The following is a 19,277-nucleotide window of genomic DNA, read 5'->3' on the forward strand; positions in this document are numbered from 1 at the left end:
ACTATATAGAGGTGGTTGACGAATTAGACAAGCCTGTCTAAATTTGTGGACTAACACGAGGGGGTTTCGTTCCGCAGAAGAGTCGGAACTCCACGGGATGGAACGTCCTAGGGTTACACGCCGGCCCGCGGCGGCAACCAGAATTCGAAAGAGCCTGCTATCATGAACGCCAAATTCCTCCGCATTGCGGTCGTGCTCGGCCTATTGTCCGCCATCGGCCCGTTTGCCATCGATATGTATCTTCCGGCCTTGCCGTCGATCGGCGAGGATCTGCATGCCGGCACCGCCGCCGTGCAGATGAGCCTGCTGATCTTCTTTCTTTCCATGGGCTTCGGTCAGATCGTCGTCGGACCGATCTCCGATATGGTCGGCCGCAAGCTGCCGCTCTATGGCGGCCTGGCGCTGTTCATGGTCGGCGGCGTCGGCTCGGCGCTGGCCCCGTCGATCGAATGGCTGATCGCCTTCCGCTTCCTGCAAGGGCTCGGCGCCAGCGCCGGTATGGCGGTGCCGCGCGCGATCGTGCGCGATCTGCACACCGGCACCGAAGCCGCCAAGCTGATGTCGCTGTTGATGCTGGTTTTTTCGGTGTCGCCGATCCTGGCGCCGCTGACCGGTAGCCAGATCATCGAGAACTTCGGCTGGCGCGCCGTGTTCTGGACGGTGACGGGCGCGGCCGTGCTCGCCACCATCCTGCTGGCGACCTCTCTCAAGGAGACGCGGCCGGTCGAAGAGCGCGCCGGTTCGTCCTTCGGGACGGCACTTTCCGGCTACCGCTTCCTGATGGGCGACCGCAACTTCCTTGGCCTGACGGCCATCGCCGGCTTCGGCATTGCGAGCTTCTTTGTCTATCTGTCGAGCTCGTCCTTCATCCTGATCGACCATTATGGCCTGTCCCCTTCGGTTTACAGCGTGTTCTTCTCGATCAATGCGGTTGCCTTCATCGGCATGTCGCAGCTGACCGGGTTGCTATCGGAGCGGTTCGGACTGCAGCGCGTGGTGCGCGTCGCGGTGACCGGCTATGCGACGACGATGGTGGTGCTGTTTGCGGTGATGGCATCGGGTGTCGACCGGCTCGACGTAATGGCGGCGCTGCTGTTCATCGGCTACGGCTTTCTCGGCCTGGTCATCCCGACAACGTCGGTGCTGGCCATGGAAGAGCATGGCGAGATCGCCGGCACCGCTTCGGCGTTGATGGGCACGCTGCACTTCGCCATCGGCGCGGTCGCCATGGGCGTCGCCGGCGTGTTCTTTGACGGCACGCCGCTGCCAATGGTGGCGGGCATCACGCTCTGCGCGGCGATCTCCTTCACGCTGGCCAAGGTAACGCTCGGCCGCAGCCGCGAAGCTGCGGAAGCGCCGGCGGAGTAAGCTTCTCCTAGCGAGACAAAAAAGGCCGGGCGATGTTCCCGGCCTTTTCACGTTTGCGATCCCGGTTCAAAGCAGCCTATGCCTATATGACGGGTTCAGGACATGCAGCTTCGACATCTCAAGACATTCGTGGCGGTCGCCACCACCTTGAACATCACACGCGCCTCCGAGCGGGTTCATCTTGCCCAATCGAGCGTGACGGAACAGATCCAGGCGCTGGAAGCCGATCTGGGCACGTCGCTGTTCGACAGGTCACGGCGTGCCTTGAAGCTGACGGCGGCGGGACAGCGCCTGCTGGACTACGCAAACGATCTCCTCGACCTCGCGGACGAAGCCCGTTCCGCTGTCGCCGACGCGAGCGGCACGGTTGCCGGTCGCCTGACTGTCGGCGGCCTGGAGACGCTTTGCGTTACGCGCTTGCCAGCCTTGCTGAGCGAATTCCACCGGCGCTATCCAGACGTGGAACTGAACCTCCAGGCGGACGATAGCGGCCGGTTGCGTGCCGGCGTGGCCAGCGGGGCGCTGGACGTGTCTTTGCATTTCGGGGCCGCCCCGGTGGCGGCGCCGGAGCTGCGAAGCGAGCAGGTGGCAGAAGAAGAGCTCGTCATCATAATGCCGGCAAATCACCGGTTGGCCGGATATTCTGCCATAACGCCCGACGATCTGGCTGACGAGGCCTTCCTCGTCACCCAGCCCGGTTGCGTCTACAGGCGGATGTTCGACGAAACGTTTGCCGCAACGTTGCCTGACCGTCCAAAACTGGTCGGCGAGTTCGCCAGCATGGGCGCGATACGGAGCCTTGTTGCAGCCGGTCTTGGATCCGCGCTGGTCCCACGTCTCGTGGCTTCTGCAGCTGATGCCAATATCGTCGTGCTGCCTTGGGTTGGAAGCAGCCCGGTGACGCCGGTCACCATGGTATGGCGCCACCGGCGCATTCAAGCGCCGGTCTTGCGGCTGTTCCTCGCAATGGTTCGCGAGGTCTGGCCATCACTAGACCAATCGCTGGCCACCATCGACATGAAGCACGGTTCCGGTGATGAAGCCGTTATGCATCAGGGACGTGATGGCTTGAGCGATGTCGGCTGCCCGGCCGATCCGGCCGACGAGCAGACGCTTTGCCATGGCGTCCAGCGCGACCGTCTTTCCGCTGCCGACGACGGCATCCCAAATCGGCGTGTCGACCCAGCCCGGCGAGACGACATTGACGCGGATCGGCGCCAGTTCGACGGCAAGCGCGTAGGCGAGTGAGCCAAGGGCCCCATTAACGGCTGCTACCACCGAGCCTTTCGCCGCCGGACGATAGGCGGCGATGCCCGAGGTCAGCGTGATCGACCCCCTGGGCGTCAGACGAGGCGCGCCGTGTTTGGCGAGAAGAAGCGGCGCGACGACTTTGGAATCCGTCACTTTCCGCGCTATCGAGACGTCCATCTCGGGAAGCAACACATAGACGCCGATGATGTCTGCGGCGGTCGAGACGATGTGGTCGAGCGTACCGACGTCCTCGAACAGGCGCTGGACCTCGTCCTCGCTTGTGACGTCGGCTGCGATCGTCCTCAGCCTTTCCGGGTGAGGCAAGTGCTGCCGTGCGGCCGACAACCGGTCCTCGGAGCGGCCGACGATCGTAACCTCGGCGCCGGCAGCAAGCTGCTGTTCGGCAAGCGACAGCCCCATGCCGGAACTGCCGCCAACGATCAGGATGCGTTCGGGTGTTGGTGTGGTTTCCTGGTTCATCTTTTCTCCATCAGGTAGCTCGCGGGGCGTGACCGACACGCGGCGAGAAACTGAAGCCTTGTTCGACAAAGGCAGGGGAGAAGGGAAACGGGAAGATACGAATGCTGCCATCGGAAATTCCGATGAAGGGAAGCCCTTGGGTTTTCGCCTCGGCCTGAGACGCCTTAGCCTGAGACGTTGACGATGCGCGATTTTCTGTGTTAGCAGCGATGATCATGAAGATCGCTATGGTTCTTGCAGTGGTAGGAAAGCGCATGGGCAGGATGGTGTAACCATCCGGCGACAGCCACCCGTGCGCGACAAACAGGCTCCCGACGGGGCCTTTTTTTATGCCCGAAATTCTTCTTACGCCCGATTTCGGCGATGCCCCGTCAACCCATCCTCATCACGCTACGGGACAGAACCATGACAAGCGATAATTCCATTCAGGATACGAGCAACCGCATGACAGGAGCGGAGATCGTTCTCCGCGCACTCAAAGACAATGGTGTGGAGCATATTTTCGGCTATCCCGGCGCGGCTATTTTGCCGATCTATGACGAGATATTCCAGCAGGACGATCTCAAGCATATCCTTGTGCGCCACGAACAGGGCGCCGGCCATGCCGCCGAGGGTTATGCCCGGTCCACGGGCAAGGTCGGCGTGATGCTGGTCACGTCAGGCCCAGGCACGACGAATGCCGTGACGCCCCTGCAGGACGCACTGATGGATTCAGTGCCGATCGTCTGTCTGTCCGGACAAGTGCCGACAACATTGATCGGCTCCGATGCCTTTCAGGAATGTGACACGATCGGCATCACGCGATCCTGCACCAAGCACAACTCTTTGGTCAAAGACGTCGATGACTTAGCGTCAGCGATCCATAGGGCGTTCCGCATCGCCCAGTCGGGGCGACCGGGGCCTGTTCTCGTCGACATGCCAAAGGACGTTCTGTTTGCGTCCGGCATGTACACGCCGCCTTCGGACGTTGCTGCGCTGAAAAATTATCAACCGAAGCTGCAGGGCGACATCAACAAGATCGGCCAGGCGATAGCGCTGATGGCCAATGCCAGCCGTCCCGTTATTTATGCCGGCGGCGGCATCGTCAATTCCGGCCCGAAAGCATCGACATTGCTCCGGGAGCTGGTTCAACTGACCGACTTTCCGGTCACCTCGACGCTTATGGGCCTTGGAGCTTACCCCGCCTCCGGCAAGAACTGGCTCAAGATGGTCGGTCTGCATGGTTCCTATGAGGCGAACATGGCGATGCACGATTGCGACGTCATGATCTGTATCGGCGCACGCTTCGATGACCGCGTGACCTCGCGTGTGGATGCTTTTTCGCCCAACTCCAGGAAGATCCATATCGATATAGATCCGTCCTCGATCAACAAGAACGTCCACGTCGATATCGGCATACAAGGCGATGTCGGCAATGTTCTGGGTGACATGGTTCGTCTATGGCGCGCATTATCTCAGAAACCGGATGGAAGCCGCCTTCAGGACTGGTGGAGAAAGATCGCCGGCTGGCGCGCACGCAATTCGTTCTCCTATGAGATGAACAACGACGTGATCATGCCGCAATATGCGGTGCAGCGCCTTTACGAGCTGACGAAGGATCGCGACACATACATCACCACTGAAGTCGGCCAGCATCAGATGTGGGCGGCCCAATTCTACGGCTTCGAAAAGCCGAACCGCTGGATGAGTTCGGGCGGCCTGGGGACGATGGGTTACGGCCTGCCGGCGGCGCTCGGCGTGCAGATCGCTCATCCGGACAGCCTCGTCATCGATATCGCCGGCGACGCGTCGGTTCAGATGACCATGAAAGAGCTGTCGACGGCAGTCCAGTACGACGCGCCGATCAAGATATTCATCCTGAACAACGGATATATGGGCATGGTTCGCCAGTGGCAGCAAATCCTTCATGGCAACCGCCTCGCGCATTCCTATTCCGAGGCCTTGCCCGATTTTGTCAAATTGGCCGAGGCGTTCGGAGCGGTCGGCCTGCGCTGTGACAAACCAGCCGACCTTGACGATGCGATACAGGAAATGATCGACGTGGACCGGCCGGTGCTCCTCGACTGTCGTGTTGCCAAGCTCGCCAATTGTTTTCCGATGGTCCGGACGGGCAGAGGGCACAATGAGATGCTGTTGCCCGATGAGGCTACTGGTGAAACATTCGCCGGTGCGATCGACGCGGTCAGCCAGGGGCTGGTATAAACGTCGCGGCGTTTTGAGCGTATCAGGGCGCATAAAAAGCCCAGCCGGCGAGGCCTGCAGCTGCACATATCAAAAAAGGAAGAAATGGAGGTTTCTGTTGCCAGGTACCTCCGAACCCCGCCTAGAAGTGCGAACCACTAGGGCTTGAATTGAAGCTATCGCACCGCTTACGCGGCGAGACGTGCTTCCGCATAGTTGTCGTTGGCAACTATAAGTTTAGCCCGATAACGGTGGTACAATGCCGGGCAAAAGTACGATCTTTACACCTTCGTCGATCCTATTTCGCCCCCAGCAAAAGCCGCTCTTGAGCGGCGGTTTTTGGTGGAGGCGCCGGGTACCGCCCCCGGGTCCGAACGGCTTATTTCATCGCCTGTTTATCACCATAGTCGGTCGAGCCGACGAGGCGAATATAGGGACTGGCGGTGGAAAATGAAAGGCCGGAATGCCACTTTCGTCCGTGTCAAAGTGGATCATCAAGGGGTTGACTTGCAGCCGGTCTCAACCGAAGCTTTGTGGCGGTGAGGAGACCCAGCGCACAGTTGCGGCAGCGCGCCACAATCCTCATCGACCGGATCCCGTGGCGCCGACGAGGGGAAATTCGATGGCCGATTATCTCGCAGACGTAAAAAAATATGATGCGGCGGCGGATGCCGACGCGGTCGCCAAGATCGTCAAGCATCTGGGCATCGCGCTCAGGAACCGCGATTCCTCGCTGGTGTCCTGCACCGACCCGGAGGAACTGAAGCGCGTCAGGAACAGCTGGGTCGCTGGCAAGCTCGGTGTCACCGACGGCGCCAAGGCGGATGCGGCTATCGAAAAGACCTGCAAGGCGATGGCGGCCGACAACAGCAAGAGCCGGGTGACGTTCTATTATCTTGTCGCCAAGGATCTGGGCATGCTCGGCTCGCTCTGAACAAACTCGCCGCTGATGCTGGCGAGGCTTCTGCTGGAATTGTCTCGCTTTGCTGTGTTCGGCCGACGGTCATTCGGCTATGATGGCTGACAACCCGAATCGGACCGGAGCCGATGCGCCAGTATCTCGACCTTCTGAAGCATGTGCTGGAAAACGGCGCAGATCGCGGCGACCGTACCGGCACCGGAACACGCTCGATATTCGGCTACCAGATGCGCTTCGACCTGGCCCGCGGCTTTCCGGTCACCACCACCAAGAAGCTGCACCTCAAGTCGATCATCCATGAGCTTTTGTGGTTCCTGGCCGGCGACACCAACATCAAATATCTCAACGATCACGGCGTCTCGATCTGGGATGAGTGGGCCGACGAGAATGGCGATCTCGGCCCGGTCTATGGCAAGCAATGGCGTTCGTGGCCGGACGGCCATGGCGGCGCCATCGACCAGATTGCGAATCTTCTGAAGGAGATACGCAAAAATCCTAACTCGCGGCGGCTGATCGTTTCGGCGTGGAACCCTGCCGAGGTAGAGGCCATGGCGTTGCCGCCCTGCCACTGCCTGTTCCAGTTCTATGTTTCGGAAGGCAAGCTTTCCTGCCAGCTCTATCAGCGCTCCGCCGACATCTTTCTCGGTGTGCCCTTCAACATCGCTTCCTATGCGTTGCTGACGCTGATGGTGGCGCAGGTGACCGGATTGAAACCCGGCGATTTCATCCACACGCTCGGCGACGCGCATCTTTACTCGAACCATTTCGAGCAGGCGCGCGAACAATTGCGGCGTACGCCCAAGGCGTTGCCGACGCTATGGATCAATCCCGAGGTGAAGGATCTCTTTGCCTTCGGCTTCGAGGATTTCCGGCTCGACAACTATTTCGCCGACGCGACGATCAAGGCGCCGATCGCGGTTTAGCACCCTACCTGACTGTGCATATCGAAATTGCCTACTGCGGCTACGCCCTCGGACGTTGTCAGCATCCATCTTGATCGACCGACGTCTGTGGTGCGCGCAACAGATTCCATGCGATATTTTCTTCGACCTCGATACCGCTGTATCTAAAGGAGGTTATCGCAGGCGGAGAAAACCGCAGCTCAGAATGCCGTTGCCTGGTAAAGAGCCTTTCCTTGTTATGTTCACATGGATATATCGATGGACGGCTTCGGGCGATCCGAGACGAGGAGAGTTCATGCTGGCGCGCAAAGGTTCGACGACGATTGCCATCGCGGGTCTCGCTGCCATGCTGATGGCCGCGGTGCCGGCGGCCCATGCCGATGACAAGGTGGTCGTGTTTGCCGCGGCGAGCCTGAAGGACGGGCTCGATGCCGTCAACAAGGCCTGCGAGGCCAGTGTCGGCGAGGCGGCAACCATTTCCTACGCGGCGAGCTCGGCGCTGGCCAAGCAGATTGAAAGCGGCGCGCCGGCGGACGTGTTCATCTCGGCCGATCTCGACTGGATGAAATATCTTTCCGACAAGGAGCTGACCAACCCCGACACCGAAGTGAAATTGCTCGGCAACCAGATCGTGCTGATTGCGCCGCAGGATTCCAAAGTTGAAACCAGGATTGAAAAGGGTTTCGATCTTGCCGGGCTCGTGGGTGACGGCAAACTTGCCATGGGCGATTTCAAGGCGGTGCCGGCAGGCAAATACGGCAAGGCGGCGCTCGAATCGCTCGGTGTCTGGTCTTCCGTCGAAGGCAACGTGGCGCAGGCCGAGAATGTGCGCGCCGCCCTAAAGCTGGTGTCGACCGGCGAGGCAGCACTCGGCATCGTCTATGCCACCGACGCGCATGCCGAGCCTGGCGTGAAGGTGGTCGGCACTTTCCCGGACAATACACATCCGCCGATCATCTATCCGGTTGCCCAGCTTGCGGATTCGAAGGGCAAGGATACTCCGGCATTCCTGAAATGCCTGCAATCCGCCAAGGCTGGCGAACTCTTCAAGGCGCAAGGTTTTACAATCCTCGCGCCGAGCAACTGACGAACGGCCCTGACCATGAGCTGGCTGCTGGATCTCGCTCCCGACGAATGGAATGCGGTCCGACTGTCCATCAAGGTGGCGACCGTGGCGATGATTGCCAGCCTGCCGCCGGGCGTAGCGATCGCTCTTGTGCTCGCCCGCGGCCAGTTCTGGGGCAAGACGCTGCTCAACGGGGTGGTGCATCTGCCGCTGATCCTCCCGCCGGTGGTGACCGGCTATTTGCTGCTTTTGACTTTCGGCAAGCGCGGTCCGGCCGGAGCTTTCCTGGCCGAACATTTCGGCATCGTTTTTTCCTTTCGCTGGACCGGCGCCGCGCTCGCCTGCGGCGTAATGGGTTTTCCGCTGATGGTGCGGGCGATCCGGCTGTCGATCGAGGCTGTCGACCGTAAAATCGAGGCGGCCGCCGGCACGCTCGGCGCCAATCCATTATGGGTGTTCGGCACGATCACGCTGCCGCTGATCCTGCCCGGCCTGATCGCCGGTGCGATCCTCTCCTTCGCCAAGGCGATGGGCGAATTCGGCGCGACGATCACCTTCGTCTCCAACATTCCGAACGAGACGCAGACGCTGCCGTCGGCGATCTACACTTTCACGCAGGTTCCCGGCGGCGACGCCGGCGCGCTCAGGCTGACGCTGATCTCGATCGTCATCTCGATGGCGGCACTGGTCGCCTCGGAAGTGCTGGCGCGACGCGTCGGCCAGCGGATGGACATCGAATGACGGTTCAGGTCGACATCAGCCACCGGCTTGGCGATTTCGCCGTCAATGCCCGCTTCGAAAGCGCCGGGCGGCTGACTGCGCTGTTCGGGCCTTCCGGCTCCGGAAAGACGACGCTGATCAACCTGATTGCCGGGCTGATCCGCCCCGACAAAGGCCGTATCGCGGCCGACGGCCGTGTGCTGGTCGATAGCGATGCCGGCTTGTTCATGCCGAAGCACAAGCGGCGGATCGGCATGGTGTTCCAGGACGCGCGGCTGTTTCCGCATATGAGCGTGGCGAGCAATCTGCGCTATGGCCGCTGGTTCACACCGGCTGCTGAGCGCTACGCGGATATCAATGGCGTGGTCGAACTGCTCGGCATCGGTCATCTGCTCGACCGGCGGCCGGCAAAACTCTCCGGTGGCGAGAAGCAGCGCGTGGCAATCGGCCGGGCGCTGCTTGCCAGTCCGAAATTGCTGCTGATGGACGAGCCGCTGGCGTCGCTCGACGAGGCGCGCAAGGCCGAGATCTTGCCTTATATCGAGCGGCTGCGCGACGAGACGAAAATCCCGATCGTCTATGTCAGCCACTCGATCGCCGAAGTGGCGCGGTTGGCGAGCGACGTCGTGGTACTGATGCAGGGCAAGGTCGCTGCTTCCGGTCCAACCGGAGTGATCATGCAGCGTCTGGATCTATTGCCGGCCGAAGAGCGCGGCGAGGGCGGTGCCGTGCTGGATACCGCGGTTCTGCGCCACGACGAGGCGTTTGGCATGACCGTGCTTGGCTCGGCGGCGGGCGAGATCCGTGTGCCGCTTCTGGCAACGCCGGTCGGTGCGCCGGTGCGCGTCCGCATCCGCGCCCGCGACGTGATGATCGCCACCGAGCAGCCGGTTGGCCTCAGCGCGCTCAACATATTCCCGGGCGCGATCATGGCGATAAAGCCGGGCGAAGGGCCTACGGTCGAGATCGGCATCGACTGCAATGGCGCAACCGTGCTTGCCCGCATCACTGAACAGTCGCGGCAGACGCTAGGGCTCCAGCTTGGTCGAAAGGTCTTCGCGGTGGTCAAGACGGTGAGCTTCGACCGGGCAAATACCGGCGCCGGCCTCCCCGCCGAGGCGGATGGGTGAACGGCCGATGATTCGCTATATCGTTTTGGAATAGCGGTATCGCTGGAGAACTTGTAGAATGGCGTGACCGCGGAGGAGCAAATGCCGTCGCTGAGCTTGCGGATAAATCTCGATCCAGATGGCCGCATCGGGCCGGGCAAGATCGAGCTTCTGGAACAGATCGCTGCCTTCGGCTCGATTTCGGCCGCGGCGCGCGGCATGGAGATGTCCTACAAGCACGCTTGGGATCTGGTCGAGGACATGAACCGCGTGTTCGGCAAGCCGCTGGTTGCGGCACAGACGGGCGGCAAGAAAGGCGGTGGCGCCCAATTGACGTCGGTCGGGCTTGCGGTGGTCAGCCGCTTCCGCGCCATCGAGCGGGCTGCGTCTTCAGCAGCGGCGGCGCATATGGAGGCGCTGCAGGCCGAGATCGATGCTGCGTGAACTCGGCGGAATTCATGCCGCGCTCAATCCCTGTCACTCCTCAGGCTCGCCCGGCTTGCGCAGCAGATAGGTGTCCATGATCCAGCCCTTTTTCCGGCGGGCCTCCTCACGAGTGCCGACGATCTCGTCGCTGACGTCGCCAATCCGGCCCGAGATGATGATCTCGTCGGGTGTGCCGAGATAGGCGCCCCAGTGGACGCTAACGTCCTTGTCGGCCAGCGTGTTGAAGACGCATTTGCCGTCCAGCATGACGATGGTGCTGCCGGCGTTTTCGGGCAGACCTTCCTCGGCGAGCCGGCGGCCGGTGGTGATCAAAATGGCGTCGCCGATGCGGTTCAATGCCATTTTGTGACTGGCTGCGAGTGCCTGGATGGCGGTGATGCCAGGGATGACCTCCAGTTCGAACGCGACATTGCCTCTGAGGCGCACGCGCTCCAGGATACGCAGCGCGCTGTCATAGAGCGAAGGATCGCCCCAGATCAGGAAGGCGCCGCAGCCATCTTCGGGGAGTTCGCCGCGAATCAGGCCTTCATAGATCGCGGCGATCGCCTCGTGCCAGTCGTCGACGGTCGAGCGGTAAGAAGGCGCCGGCTCGGCGCGCACCGGCACATCGAATTCGACGCGGCGCGAGTTCGGATTGGTGACGAAGCGGTCGCAGATCTGGCGGCGCAATTCGGCGAGATCGTTCTTCTTGGCGCCCTTGTCGGGAATGAACAGCACGTCGGCCCGATTGAGGCCGTTGATGGCCTGGACCGTCATGTGCTCCGGATTGCCGGCGCCGATGCCGATGACAAGAAGCTTGCGCATGAGGGAACTCCTGCCCGATCGAGACCGGCGTGTCTAGACCGACACGACATGCCGGCAGGCGCCGGCGCATTTGCCGAAAGGCTTTGAAACGCCACATTGAACGGCTAGAGTCATGTTGGCATTCTCGCCGGGGGAGTTTTCATGTTCCGTTACGTCCTGACCGCGTTGGCGCTCTCGGCTACGCCTGCGCTCGCCAATGATTCGGTCGCCGAACTCGGCACCGGTGGGCTGATCCTGTCGCGCAGCGATGCGGTGGCGATGGAAAGCGAGGATCTCTACATCTCGCCGGAAAGGGTGACGGTCGATTACGTCTTCCGCAACAACACCGACAAGGATGTCGATGCGATCGTCGCCTTTCCGATGCCCGACATCGAAGGCGACCCCGAAGAAATACCGGCGATTCCCGAGGCGCAGAGCGACAATTTCCTCGGCTTCGAAGTGACGATCGACGGGGTGCCGGCAAAGCCGCAGCTCGAGCAGAAGGTGTTCGCGCTCGGCATCGACATCGGCGCCGACCTGGAGGCGCAGGGCGTGCCTTTCTTTCCATTCGGCGATGCGGCCAAGGCAGCGCTGGCAAAGCTGCCGCAAGCGGTCACCGACGACTGGGTCAACCGCGGCATCATCATCGAAGACACTGCCGATGACGGTTCGGGCATGAAGACCGTCTATACGCCGTTCTGGCAATTGCGCTCGACCTATTGGTGGCGCTCGACCTTTCCGGCCAACAAGGCGGTGCATGTCTCGCATCGCTACAAGCCGAGCGTCGGCGGCACCTCCTCGGTCAGTTTCTTCTATGACGGCCAGTTCCAGGGCCAGTATGCCGCCTACAAGACCCGCTACTGCATGGATGACACGTTCGAGAACGCCGTGCGCAAGGCAGCCAAGGACGATCCCGACGGCTACCCCAAATATTTCGAGAACCGCATCGCCTATATCCTGACCACGGGCGGCAACTGGGCGTCGGGAAACATCGGCACGTTCAAGCTGACCGTCGACAAGGGCGATCCGAAGAACCTGGTCTCGTTTTGCGGCGAAAACGTCAGGAAGATCGGACCGACGACGTTCGAGATGAAGGCGCAGAACTTCTACCCCGAGCGCGACATTGACATATTGCTGCTGGAGCCATCCGATGGCGGGAACGGCGGCTGATGGACCTCGCGATCTACGTCGCCATCGCCGAGAACGGCGTGATCGGGCGCGAGGGTGGGTTGCCGTGGCGGCTTTCCACCGATCTCAAGCGGTTCAAGGCCGATACGATGGGCAAGCCTATCATCATGGGCCGCAAGACCTATGAAGGCATCGGCCGGCCGTTGCCGGGCAGGCTCAACATCGTGGTGACGCGGGACAGGGCATGGCGCGCCGAGGGCGTAGAAGTCGCGCACTCGATCGAGGACGCAATCGCGCTGGCGACGGTGCGCGGGCGCTGCATGGCAGGCGCCGACGAGATCTGCGTCATCGGCGGCGGCGAGATCTATGCTCAGGCGCTGCCGCTGGCCGATCGGCTGCACGTCACCCATGTGCTGGCCGCGGTCGACGGCGACGCTCATTTCCCGCCGATCGACCCGGCACTGTGGCGGATAGTCTACTCCCAGGAGGTTGAGGCCGGTGAGAAGGACAGCCATGCGACACGCTATTCGGTTTACGAGCGGCGCCGCGATGTGAATTGAAGACGACAAAGCGTCGCGACAGGTCTAAATGGACCCAAAGGCGGACTGTGACGGCAGCCGATCGCGTTGAAAGCGTGCCGTTGCATCCCTATAGAAGAATAATATTGGATTTTGCGCCGGTGAGCCGGCGCTTGAGGGAATTCCAAGCGAAAGGACATTCATGCCCTGGAACGACAAGAGCGGCGGCGGCGGCCCGTGGGGCGGCGGCAACAATCAGGGACCTTGGGGACAGGGACCCAAGGGACCCAGCGGCCCGCAGGGCTCGCCTCCTGATCTCGAGGATATCATCCGGCGTGGGCAGGATAGGTTGCGGCGCGCACTGCCGGGCGGCGGTGGCGCGAGCCCGGCGGTGTTCGGGCTGATTGCTGCGGCGCTGGTGGTGCTGTGGGCGTTCAAGGCGGTCTACACCGTGCAGCCCGACGAAGTTGCGGTGGAGCTCAGGTTCGGCAAGCCGAAGGCGGAACTCTCGCAGCCTGGCCTGCATTTCCATTGGTGGCCCATTGAAACGGTCGAGACCGCCAACATCGCCGAGCAGCTTGTCAGCATCGGTGGCGGCAGCACCAGCGGCAATGGTCTGATGCTTTCCGGCGATCAGAACATCGTCAACGTGCAATTCTCTGTGGCCTATCAGGTTTCCGACCCGAAGGCCTATCTGTTCGACGTGTCCGACCCCGGCGGCATGCTGCAGCAGGTCGCCGAAAGCGCGATGCGTGAAGCGGTCGGCCGGCGCCCGGCGCAGGACATTTTCCGCGACGACCGGCAAGGAATTGCGGCGTCGGTGCGTGAGATCATCCAGACGACGCTGGACGGCTACAAGGCCGGCCTCAACGTCAACGCCATTTCGATCGAGGATGCCGCGCCGCCGCGCGAGGTGGCGGACGCGTTCGACGAGGTGCAGCGGGCCGAACAGGACGAGGACAAGTTCGTCGAGCAGGCCAATCAGTATTCCAACCAGAAGCTCGGCCAGGCGCGCGGCGCTGCCGCGCAGATCCGCGAAGACGCGGCCGCCTACAAGAACCGGGTCGTGCAGGAGGCCGAAGGCGAGGCGCAGCGCTTCATCTCGGTCTATGACGAATATGCAAAGGCGCCGGAGGTGACGCGCAAGCGGCTTTACCTGGAAACAATGGAGAGGGTGCTGAAGGATTCGAGCAAGGTCATCGTCGAGCAAGGCAATGGGCAAGGGGTCGTTCCCTACCTGCCGCTGCCCGCATTGCAGCAGAAGGCGCCGGCACCGGCCGCCGGAGGAAACCAGTGATGGCCAACCGTCTTCCCGTCATTGCGGTCATCGCCGCGGTCATCCTGTTCCTGCTCTATTCGTCTGTCTTCGTCGTCAATGCGCGCCAGCAGGCGCTGGTGCTCAGGTTCGGCGAAATCGTCGACGTCAAGAACCAGCCAGGCATCTATTTCAAGGCGCCGTTCTCCTTCTTCGATGCCGACACCGTGCAGCTGATCGAAAACAGGGTCCTGCGCTTCGACCTCGATAACATCCGCGTCCAGGTTTCGGGCGGCAAGTTCTATGAGGTCGATGCCTTTATCGCCTATCGTATCTCGGATCCGCGCGTGTTTCGCGCCGCGGTCTCCGGCCAGATCGAACTGGCCGAGGCCCGGCTGAGGACGCGTCTCGACGCCGCCTTGCGCCGCGTCTACGGCCTGCGCGACTTCGAGGCGGCACTCTCGGAAGAACGCGCCGTGATGATGCGCGAGGTACGCGATCAACTGAGGCCCGACGCCACCTCGCTTGGCCTGCAGATCGAGGATGTCCGCATCCGCCGCACCGATCTCACGGCTGAGGTCTCGCAGCAGACCTTCGACCGCATGAAGGCCGAACGTCTCGCCGAAGCCGAGCGGCTGAGGGCGCGAGGCAATGAGGCAGCGCAGCGGATCAGGGCCCGCGCCGACCGTGAAGTGGTGGAAATCGTCGCCGAAGCGCAAAAAGAGTCTGAAATCCTGCGTGGTGAAGGTGAAGCCCAGCGCAGCGCGACGTTTGCCGGGGCCTATCAGCGCGATCCGGCCTTCTTCGATTTCTATCGATCGATGAATGCCTATGGCACGGCGCTGAACAGCACCGGAACGACGATGGTGCTGTCGCCGAATTCCGAGTTCTTCCGCTTTTTCCGCGACCCGAACAGCAAGGAAACGCTCGCGGCACCGGCGGCACCACCGCCAGCGCCGCCCGCTCCCGCCGCGCCAGCGGCACAGCCAGGCACCGGCCAGTAGGGCCGGTGCAGGGGAAGCCGGCGTAATGGAGGATTTATCCTCTGGCGGTAGCCGTAGCCGCAAACGTGCCTTATTTCTTGCCAACATGACGCGACGCGGCGTTTTTGCCGAAGCGCTTTTTTAGAACACCCGGAGGCCTTTCGATGACATCCACCACCCTTCTGCGTGCAGCGAGGCGGACGTTCATCGCCGGGGCCGCTGCGCTTCTGGTCGGCGCCGTTGCCGTTCCGTCGTTCGTGACGCCGACAGTGGCAGCCGACGGGCCACCCTCGGTTGCCGATCTCGCCGCCGGCCTGCTCGGCGCGGTGGTCAACATCTCGACTTCGCAGACGGTGAAGGGCACGGAGGGTCCGGGCGCCGTGCCGATGCCGCAGCTTCCAGAAGGCTCACCCTTCCAGGACTTCTTCGACGATTTCTTCAAGAACCGCGGCGGCGACAAGGGCGGCGGCGGGCAAAAGGTGCAGTCGCTGGGCTCCGGCTTCGTGGTCGACGCCGAGCAGGGCATCGTGGTGACCAACAACCACGTCATTGCCGATGCCGACGACATCGAGGTGAATTTCTCCGACGGGGTGACGCTCAAGGCGACGCTGGTCGGCACCGACACCAAGACCGACGTCGCGGTGCTGAAGGTCGATCCGAAAGGGCACAAGCTGACAGCGGTGAAGTTCGGCGATTCCAATACGATGCGTGTCGGCGACTGGGTGATGGCGATCGGCAATCCGTTCGGTCTCGGCGGCACGGTGACGGTCGGCATCGTCTCGGCGCGCAATCGCGACATCAATTCCGGCCCGTATGACGACTTCATCCAGACCGATGCCGCGATCAACCGCGGCAATTCCGGCGGACCGCTGTTCAACAGCAGCGGCGAGGTCATCGGCATCAACACGGCAATCATCTCGCCGTCGGGAGGCTCGATCGGCATCGGCTTCTCCATTCCGTCGCAGCTCGCCTCGGGCGTCGTCGACCAGCTTCGCCAGTTCGGCGAGACGCGGCGCGGCTGGCTCGGTGTGCGCATCCAGCCGGTGACCGACGACATTGCCGAAAGCCTGGGCATGGCGACCGCCAAGGGCGCGCTGGTCGCCGGCGTCATCAAGGGCGGACCGGTCGACAACGGCACCATCCAGGCCGGCGACGTCATCATCAAGTTCGACGGCAAGGACATCCATGAAATGCGCGACCTGCCGCGCGTCGTGGCGGAAAGCCCGGTCGGCAAGGCGGTCGACGTGATCATCGTGCGCAAGGGGGTCGAGCAGACCGTGAAGGTGACGCTCGGCCGACTCGAGGACGGCGAAAAGCTTGCCAGCGGCGGTGAAAACGGCAACACCGACCAGGACGATGCCGACAAGGCGCCTGCCGTTTCGACGGCTGCCGTGCTTGGCATGACGATCGGCGAGCTCAACGACGAGACGCGCACGAAATTCGGCATCGCCGCCGACGTCTCCGGCGTCGTCGTGACCGACGTCACCAAGGATTCAGCCGCTGCCGAACGCGGCATCCAGCCGGGCGAGGTGATCACCGAGATCGCGCAGGAATCGGTCGCCACGCCCAAGGACGTCATGGACCGGATCGGCGCGCTGAAGGAGCAAGGGCGCAAGAACGCGCTTTTGATGCTGGCGTCGAAGACCGGCGAGCTGAGGTTTGTGACAATCCGGATGGATTGAGTCCGGAAGAGCCTGTAACACTCTGATCTTGAAAAGAAAAAGGGCGGCTAGCGTTCTTGCTTGCCAGTCTGTGCGTGACAGCCTGTAGAAGACATGTCGCCTGAGTGCGGTGTGGCTGTCCGGAACGCCGGGATGGTCGAAATCGGAGGCCGGGTCGGCGATCATGTTCAGGCGCTCCATGACGGCAGTGGACCGGCTGTTATCCTTGACTGCGAAGGACACGATTTCGTCGAGGCCAAGTCTTTCAAAGCCATAGGTGAGCCAGGCATCGGCTGCTTCGGTGACATAGCCGCGGCCCCAGAATTCGGGTGCCAGCCGCCAGCCGATCTCGATCGTGCCGGGCGGCAAGAATGGCAAATGATCGGTTCGGGTTATGCCGACGAAGCCGATGCATTCACCTGTGGCTGTGATCTCAGCGGCCGCGAAGCCGAAGCCGTTGCGATCGATAGCGGCGCGCAACTCCTCCATCTTGGCATCCGACTGGGCACGGTCGCGCCGAAACGGAAAGAATTCCATGACGCGCTCGTCGGAATTGATGCGATGGAAGAGCTCGCGGTCACGATCTTCCCAGTTGCGCAGGATCAGGCGTTCGGTGCGGATCGGCGTCACTCGACAAATTCCTCCCGGCGATAACCCTGCAGATAAAGCAAGGCGGTGAGGTCGCCGTGGTCGATGCGGATCTTTGCCTCGGCTGCCACGGCCGGCTTGGCGTGCAAGGCGACGCCGATGCCGGCAAGACGGATCATGTCGAGATCGTTGGCGCCGTCACCCACGGCAATGGCATCGGCAGGCGTCAGGCCGAGGCGGGCGGAAATCTCGATAAGGGCTTCGGCCTTGGCGGCGCGGCCGAGGATCGGCTCGGCGACCAAGCCGGTGAAGCGGCGATCCTGCTCGATCAGCCGATTGGCGCGATTTTCGTGAAAACCGAGCAATGCTGCGATGCGGGTGGTGAAGATGTCGAAACCACCGGAAATCAGCGCCGTCCACGCGCCGTTGGCCGCCATTGTCTGGACGAGCGTGCGACCGCCGGAGGCAAGCGTCAGGCGATTGTCGATGATGCGGTCGATGATTGCGGCATCGAGACCCTTAAGCAGCGCCACGCGCTCGCGCAAGGCCGGCTCGAATGCGATCTCACCGTTCATCGATCGCGCCGTGATGGCGGCGACGCGATCCTTGACGCCGATCTCGTCGGCAAGCTCGTCGATGCATTCCTGCTCGATCATCGTCGAATCCATGTCGGCGATCAGGACCTTCTTGCGCCTGTTCTCAGCCGGTTGGACGGCCACGTCGATGGGTTCGGAAGCAAGCGCGGCATGCAGGCGGGCCGTTATTTCGGAAGCTTCGGCGGTCTCCGGCAAATCGAGCTCGCAGGCGATGCCTTCGGCCAGCCAGCGAACAGCGCTTGCGCCGACAGACCCAGACGCCATATTCGCTAGCGTCGGCGTCAATGCGCGGCCGGCGGGATGGGATAGAAGCGTGGCGATCAGCATCGAAAATTCCAGCGGACAGGCGGGCGAAGGCCGCGTGAAGAACGCGATCCTGATAGCCGGGCCGACCGCCAGCGGCAAGTCGGCGCTCGCACTCGACCTCGCCGAGCGCAATGGCGGTGTCATCGTCAGCACCGATTCCATGCAAGGCTATTCGGTGCTCGACGTGCTGACGGCGCGGCCGGGTGCTGCCGAACTCGCCCGCGTCCCTCACTTTCTTTATGGACACGTCGATCCGTCCACCGCCTATTCCACCGGCGCCTGGCTGCGTGATGTCATGAAGCTGATCGACGACGGCACGCTTTCGGCGCGGCAAGTGATTTTCGTCGGCGGTACCGGGCTTTATTTCCGGGCGCTCACGGAAGGTATTTCGGAGATGCCCGACATTCCGCAGTCGATCCGCGAGCGCTGGCGCTACGAGCTGCAAGAACAGGGCGCTGTGAGATTGCACCGCATCCTGTTGCGCGAGGATTCTGCGGCCGGCATGATGCTGAGGCCGACGGATGGCCAGCGCATCGTGCGGGCGCTGGAGGTGCTCGACGCGTCGGGCCGCTCCATCCTGGACTGGCAGGCCGCGCGTGGCCAGCCGTTGATCGACAGGAGCAGCGCGCGCTTTTTCGTCATCGAGCCGGAGCGGGCGGCGCTGGTGGAGCGGATCGATGCCCGCTTCGACCGCATGCTGGACAAAGGGGCATTGGACGAGGTGAAGCAGCTTTCGGCGCTCGGCCTCGATCCCGACCTGCCGGCGATGAAGGCGATCGGTGTTCGCGAGCTTCAGGCCGCGCTGGCCGGCGCCATCAGTTTTCCCGAGGCTATCGAGCGTGCGAAGATCGCGACGCGGCAATATGCAAAGCGGCAGGCGACCTGGTTCAGGCACCAATTGGGTCCGGAATGGCACAGGTTGCGTCCCGGTGAGGGGATCAACTGGGTGATCTCACCCCCTCCTTCGAGCGCAACCTGAAAAGTCGACATCGAAGGGACATTTCGCGTTGAAGTTG

The 19,277-nt window shown here is 62.3% G+C and carries 17 protein-coding genes, 1 other RNA gene and 2 pseudogenes; 15 read left to right on the forward strand and 5 right to left on the reverse strand.

Annotated features, from left to right (window positions below):
• The first annotated feature begins 162 nt into the window (after window positions 1–162).
• Both NKH37_RS25150 and NKH37_RS25155 read left to right on the forward strand, forming a co-directional pair.
• Entirely contained in the window at window positions 163–1,368 is a 1,206-nt protein-coding gene (locus NKH37_RS25150; protein WP_353003367.1) for a multidrug effflux MFS transporter, read from the forward strand.
• A 102-nt stretch (window positions 1,369–1,470) separates the two neighbouring features.
• Window positions 1,471–2,292, forward strand: a pseudogene (locus NKH37_RS25155) (LysR family transcriptional regulator); the annotation flags it as partial.
• Between the two features lie 66 nt (window positions 2,293–2,358).
• On the opposite strand, the gene NKH37_RS25160 reads toward NKH37_RS25155, so the two are convergent.
• Complete coding sequence (locus NKH37_RS25160; protein ID WP_353003365.1) at window positions 2,359–3,099, reverse strand: SDR family oxidoreductase; 741 nt, start codon at window positions 3,097–3,099, stop codon at window positions 2,359–2,361.
• 405 nt (window positions 3,100–3,504) lie between these two features.
• Here NKH37_RS25160 and NKH37_RS25165 point away from each other — a divergent pair, with 405 nt between their 5' ends.
• Entirely contained in the window at window positions 3,505–5,301 is a 1,797-nt protein-coding gene (locus NKH37_RS25165) for an acetolactate synthase 3 large subunit (RefSeq protein WP_353003363.1), read from the forward strand.
• Window positions 5,302–5,384: 83 nt separating this feature from the next.
• Here the strand turns inward: NKH37_RS25165 and ssrA are convergent.
• Window positions 5,385–5,740: a transfer-messenger RNA gene (gene ssrA / locus NKH37_RS25170) on the reverse strand.
• Window positions 5,741–5,902: 162 nt separating this feature from the next.
• Between ssrA and NKH37_RS25175 the strand changes: the two genes are divergently transcribed.
• From NKH37_RS25175 to NKH37_RS25200, 6 genes are all read left to right on the forward strand, one after another.
• Complete coding sequence (locus tag NKH37_RS25175) at window positions 5,903–6,214, forward strand: DUF2853 family protein (protein WP_023676702.1); 312 nt, start codon at window positions 5,903–5,905, stop codon at window positions 6,212–6,214.
• A 113-nt stretch (window positions 6,215–6,327) separates the two neighbouring features.
• Window positions 6,328–7,122: a thymidylate synthase gene (locus NKH37_RS25180; protein WP_352482986.1), complete on the forward strand. Its 795-nt coding sequence runs from the start codon at window positions 6,328–6,330 to the stop codon at window positions 7,120–7,122.
• Window positions 7,123–7,396: 274 nt separating this feature from the next.
• Window positions 7,397–8,188, forward strand: coding sequence for a molybdate ABC transporter substrate-binding protein (gene modA / locus NKH37_RS25185; RefSeq protein ID WP_352482987.1), 792 nt, complete (start codon window positions 7,397–7,399; stop codon window positions 8,186–8,188).
• Window positions 8,189–8,203: 15 nt separating this feature from the next.
• Window positions 8,204–8,908 (forward strand): molybdate ABC transporter permease subunit, encoded by a 705-nt coding sequence (modB, locus tag NKH37_RS25190; RefSeq protein ID WP_353003361.1) that lies wholly within the window; start codon window positions 8,204–8,206, stop codon window positions 8,906–8,908.
• On the forward strand, window positions 8,905–10,017 hold the full coding sequence (modC, locus tag NKH37_RS25195; RefSeq protein ID WP_023720813.1) for a molybdenum ABC transporter ATP-binding protein: 1,113 nt from the start codon (window positions 8,905–8,907) through the stop codon (window positions 10,015–10,017). Before modB ends, modC begins: the two co-directional genes overlap by 4 nt.
• An 81-nt stretch (window positions 10,018–10,098) precedes the next feature.
• Complete coding sequence (locus tag NKH37_RS25200; protein ID WP_023676697.1) at window positions 10,099–10,440, forward strand: winged helix-turn-helix domain-containing protein; 342 nt, start codon at window positions 10,099–10,101, stop codon at window positions 10,438–10,440.
• A gap of 33 nt (window positions 10,441–10,473) precedes the next feature.
• On the opposite strand, the gene cobF is transcribed toward NKH37_RS25200, so the two are convergent.
• The gene (gene cobF / locus NKH37_RS25205) at window positions 10,474–11,247 is read right to left on the reverse strand and encodes a precorrin-6A synthase (deacetylating) (RefSeq protein ID WP_352482990.1); all 774 of its coding nucleotides are present in this window, start codon (window positions 11,245–11,247) and stop codon (window positions 10,474–10,476) included.
• Between the two features lie 141 nt (window positions 11,248–11,388).
• Between cobF and NKH37_RS25210 the strand changes: the two genes are divergently transcribed.
• From NKH37_RS25210 to NKH37_RS25230, 5 genes are all read left to right on the forward strand, one after another.
• Window positions 11,389–12,396: a DUF4424 domain-containing protein gene (locus NKH37_RS25210; RefSeq protein WP_353003359.1), complete on the forward strand. Its 1,008-nt coding sequence runs from the start codon at window positions 11,389–11,391 to the stop codon at window positions 12,394–12,396.
• Window positions 12,396–12,914 (forward strand): dihydrofolate reductase, encoded by a 519-nt coding sequence (locus NKH37_RS25215; protein WP_023720810.1) that lies wholly within the window; start codon window positions 12,396–12,398, stop codon window positions 12,912–12,914. Before NKH37_RS25210 ends, NKH37_RS25215 begins: the two co-directional genes overlap by 1 nt.
• A gap of 160 nt (window positions 12,915–13,074) precedes the next feature.
• Window positions 13,075–14,169 carry an FtsH protease activity modulator HflK gene (gene hflK / locus NKH37_RS25220; RefSeq protein WP_023720809.1) on the forward strand — a complete coding sequence of 365 codons (1,095 nt, stop codon included), beginning with the start codon at window positions 13,075–13,077 and terminating at the stop codon, window positions 14,167–14,169.
• The gene (hflC, locus tag NKH37_RS25225; protein ID WP_023720808.1) at window positions 14,169–15,131 is read left to right on the forward strand and encodes a protease modulator HflC; all 963 of its coding nucleotides are present in this window, start codon (window positions 14,169–14,171) and stop codon (window positions 15,129–15,131) included. Before hflK ends, hflC begins: the two co-directional genes overlap by 1 nt.
• Window positions 15,132–15,274: 143 nt before the next feature.
• Window positions 15,275–16,792, forward strand: coding sequence for a DegQ family serine endoprotease (locus tag NKH37_RS25230; protein WP_023720807.1), 1,518 nt, complete (start codon window positions 15,275–15,277; stop codon window positions 16,790–16,792).
• 42 nt (window positions 16,793–16,834) lie between these two features.
• Here the strand turns inward: NKH37_RS25230 and NKH37_RS25235 are convergent.
• Window positions 16,835–17,401 (reverse strand): annotated as a pseudogene (locus tag NKH37_RS25235) (GNAT family N-acetyltransferase); the annotation flags it as partial.
• Window positions 17,398–18,219, reverse strand: a complete 822-nt coding sequence (gene serB, locus NKH37_RS25240; RefSeq protein ID WP_352495198.1) for a phosphoserine phosphatase SerB — start codon at window positions 18,217–18,219, stop codon at window positions 17,398–17,400. The gene serB and the pseudogene NKH37_RS25235, both read right to left, overlap by 4 nt.
• Before the next feature lie 49 nt (window positions 18,220–18,268).
• Here serB and miaA point away from each other — a divergent pair, with 49 nt between their 5' ends.
• The gene (gene miaA / locus NKH37_RS25245; RefSeq protein ID WP_352788455.1) at window positions 18,269–19,240 is read left to right on the forward strand and encodes a tRNA (adenosine(37)-N6)-dimethylallyltransferase MiaA; all 972 of its coding nucleotides are present in this window, start codon (window positions 18,269–18,271) and stop codon (window positions 19,238–19,240) included.
• Window positions 19,241–19,277 lie beyond the last annotated feature (37 nt).

It is taken from the genome of Mesorhizobium sp. M1217, from assembly GCF_040318275.1.
GTDB lineage: Bacteria > Pseudomonadota > Alphaproteobacteria > Rhizobiales > Rhizobiaceae > Mesorhizobium.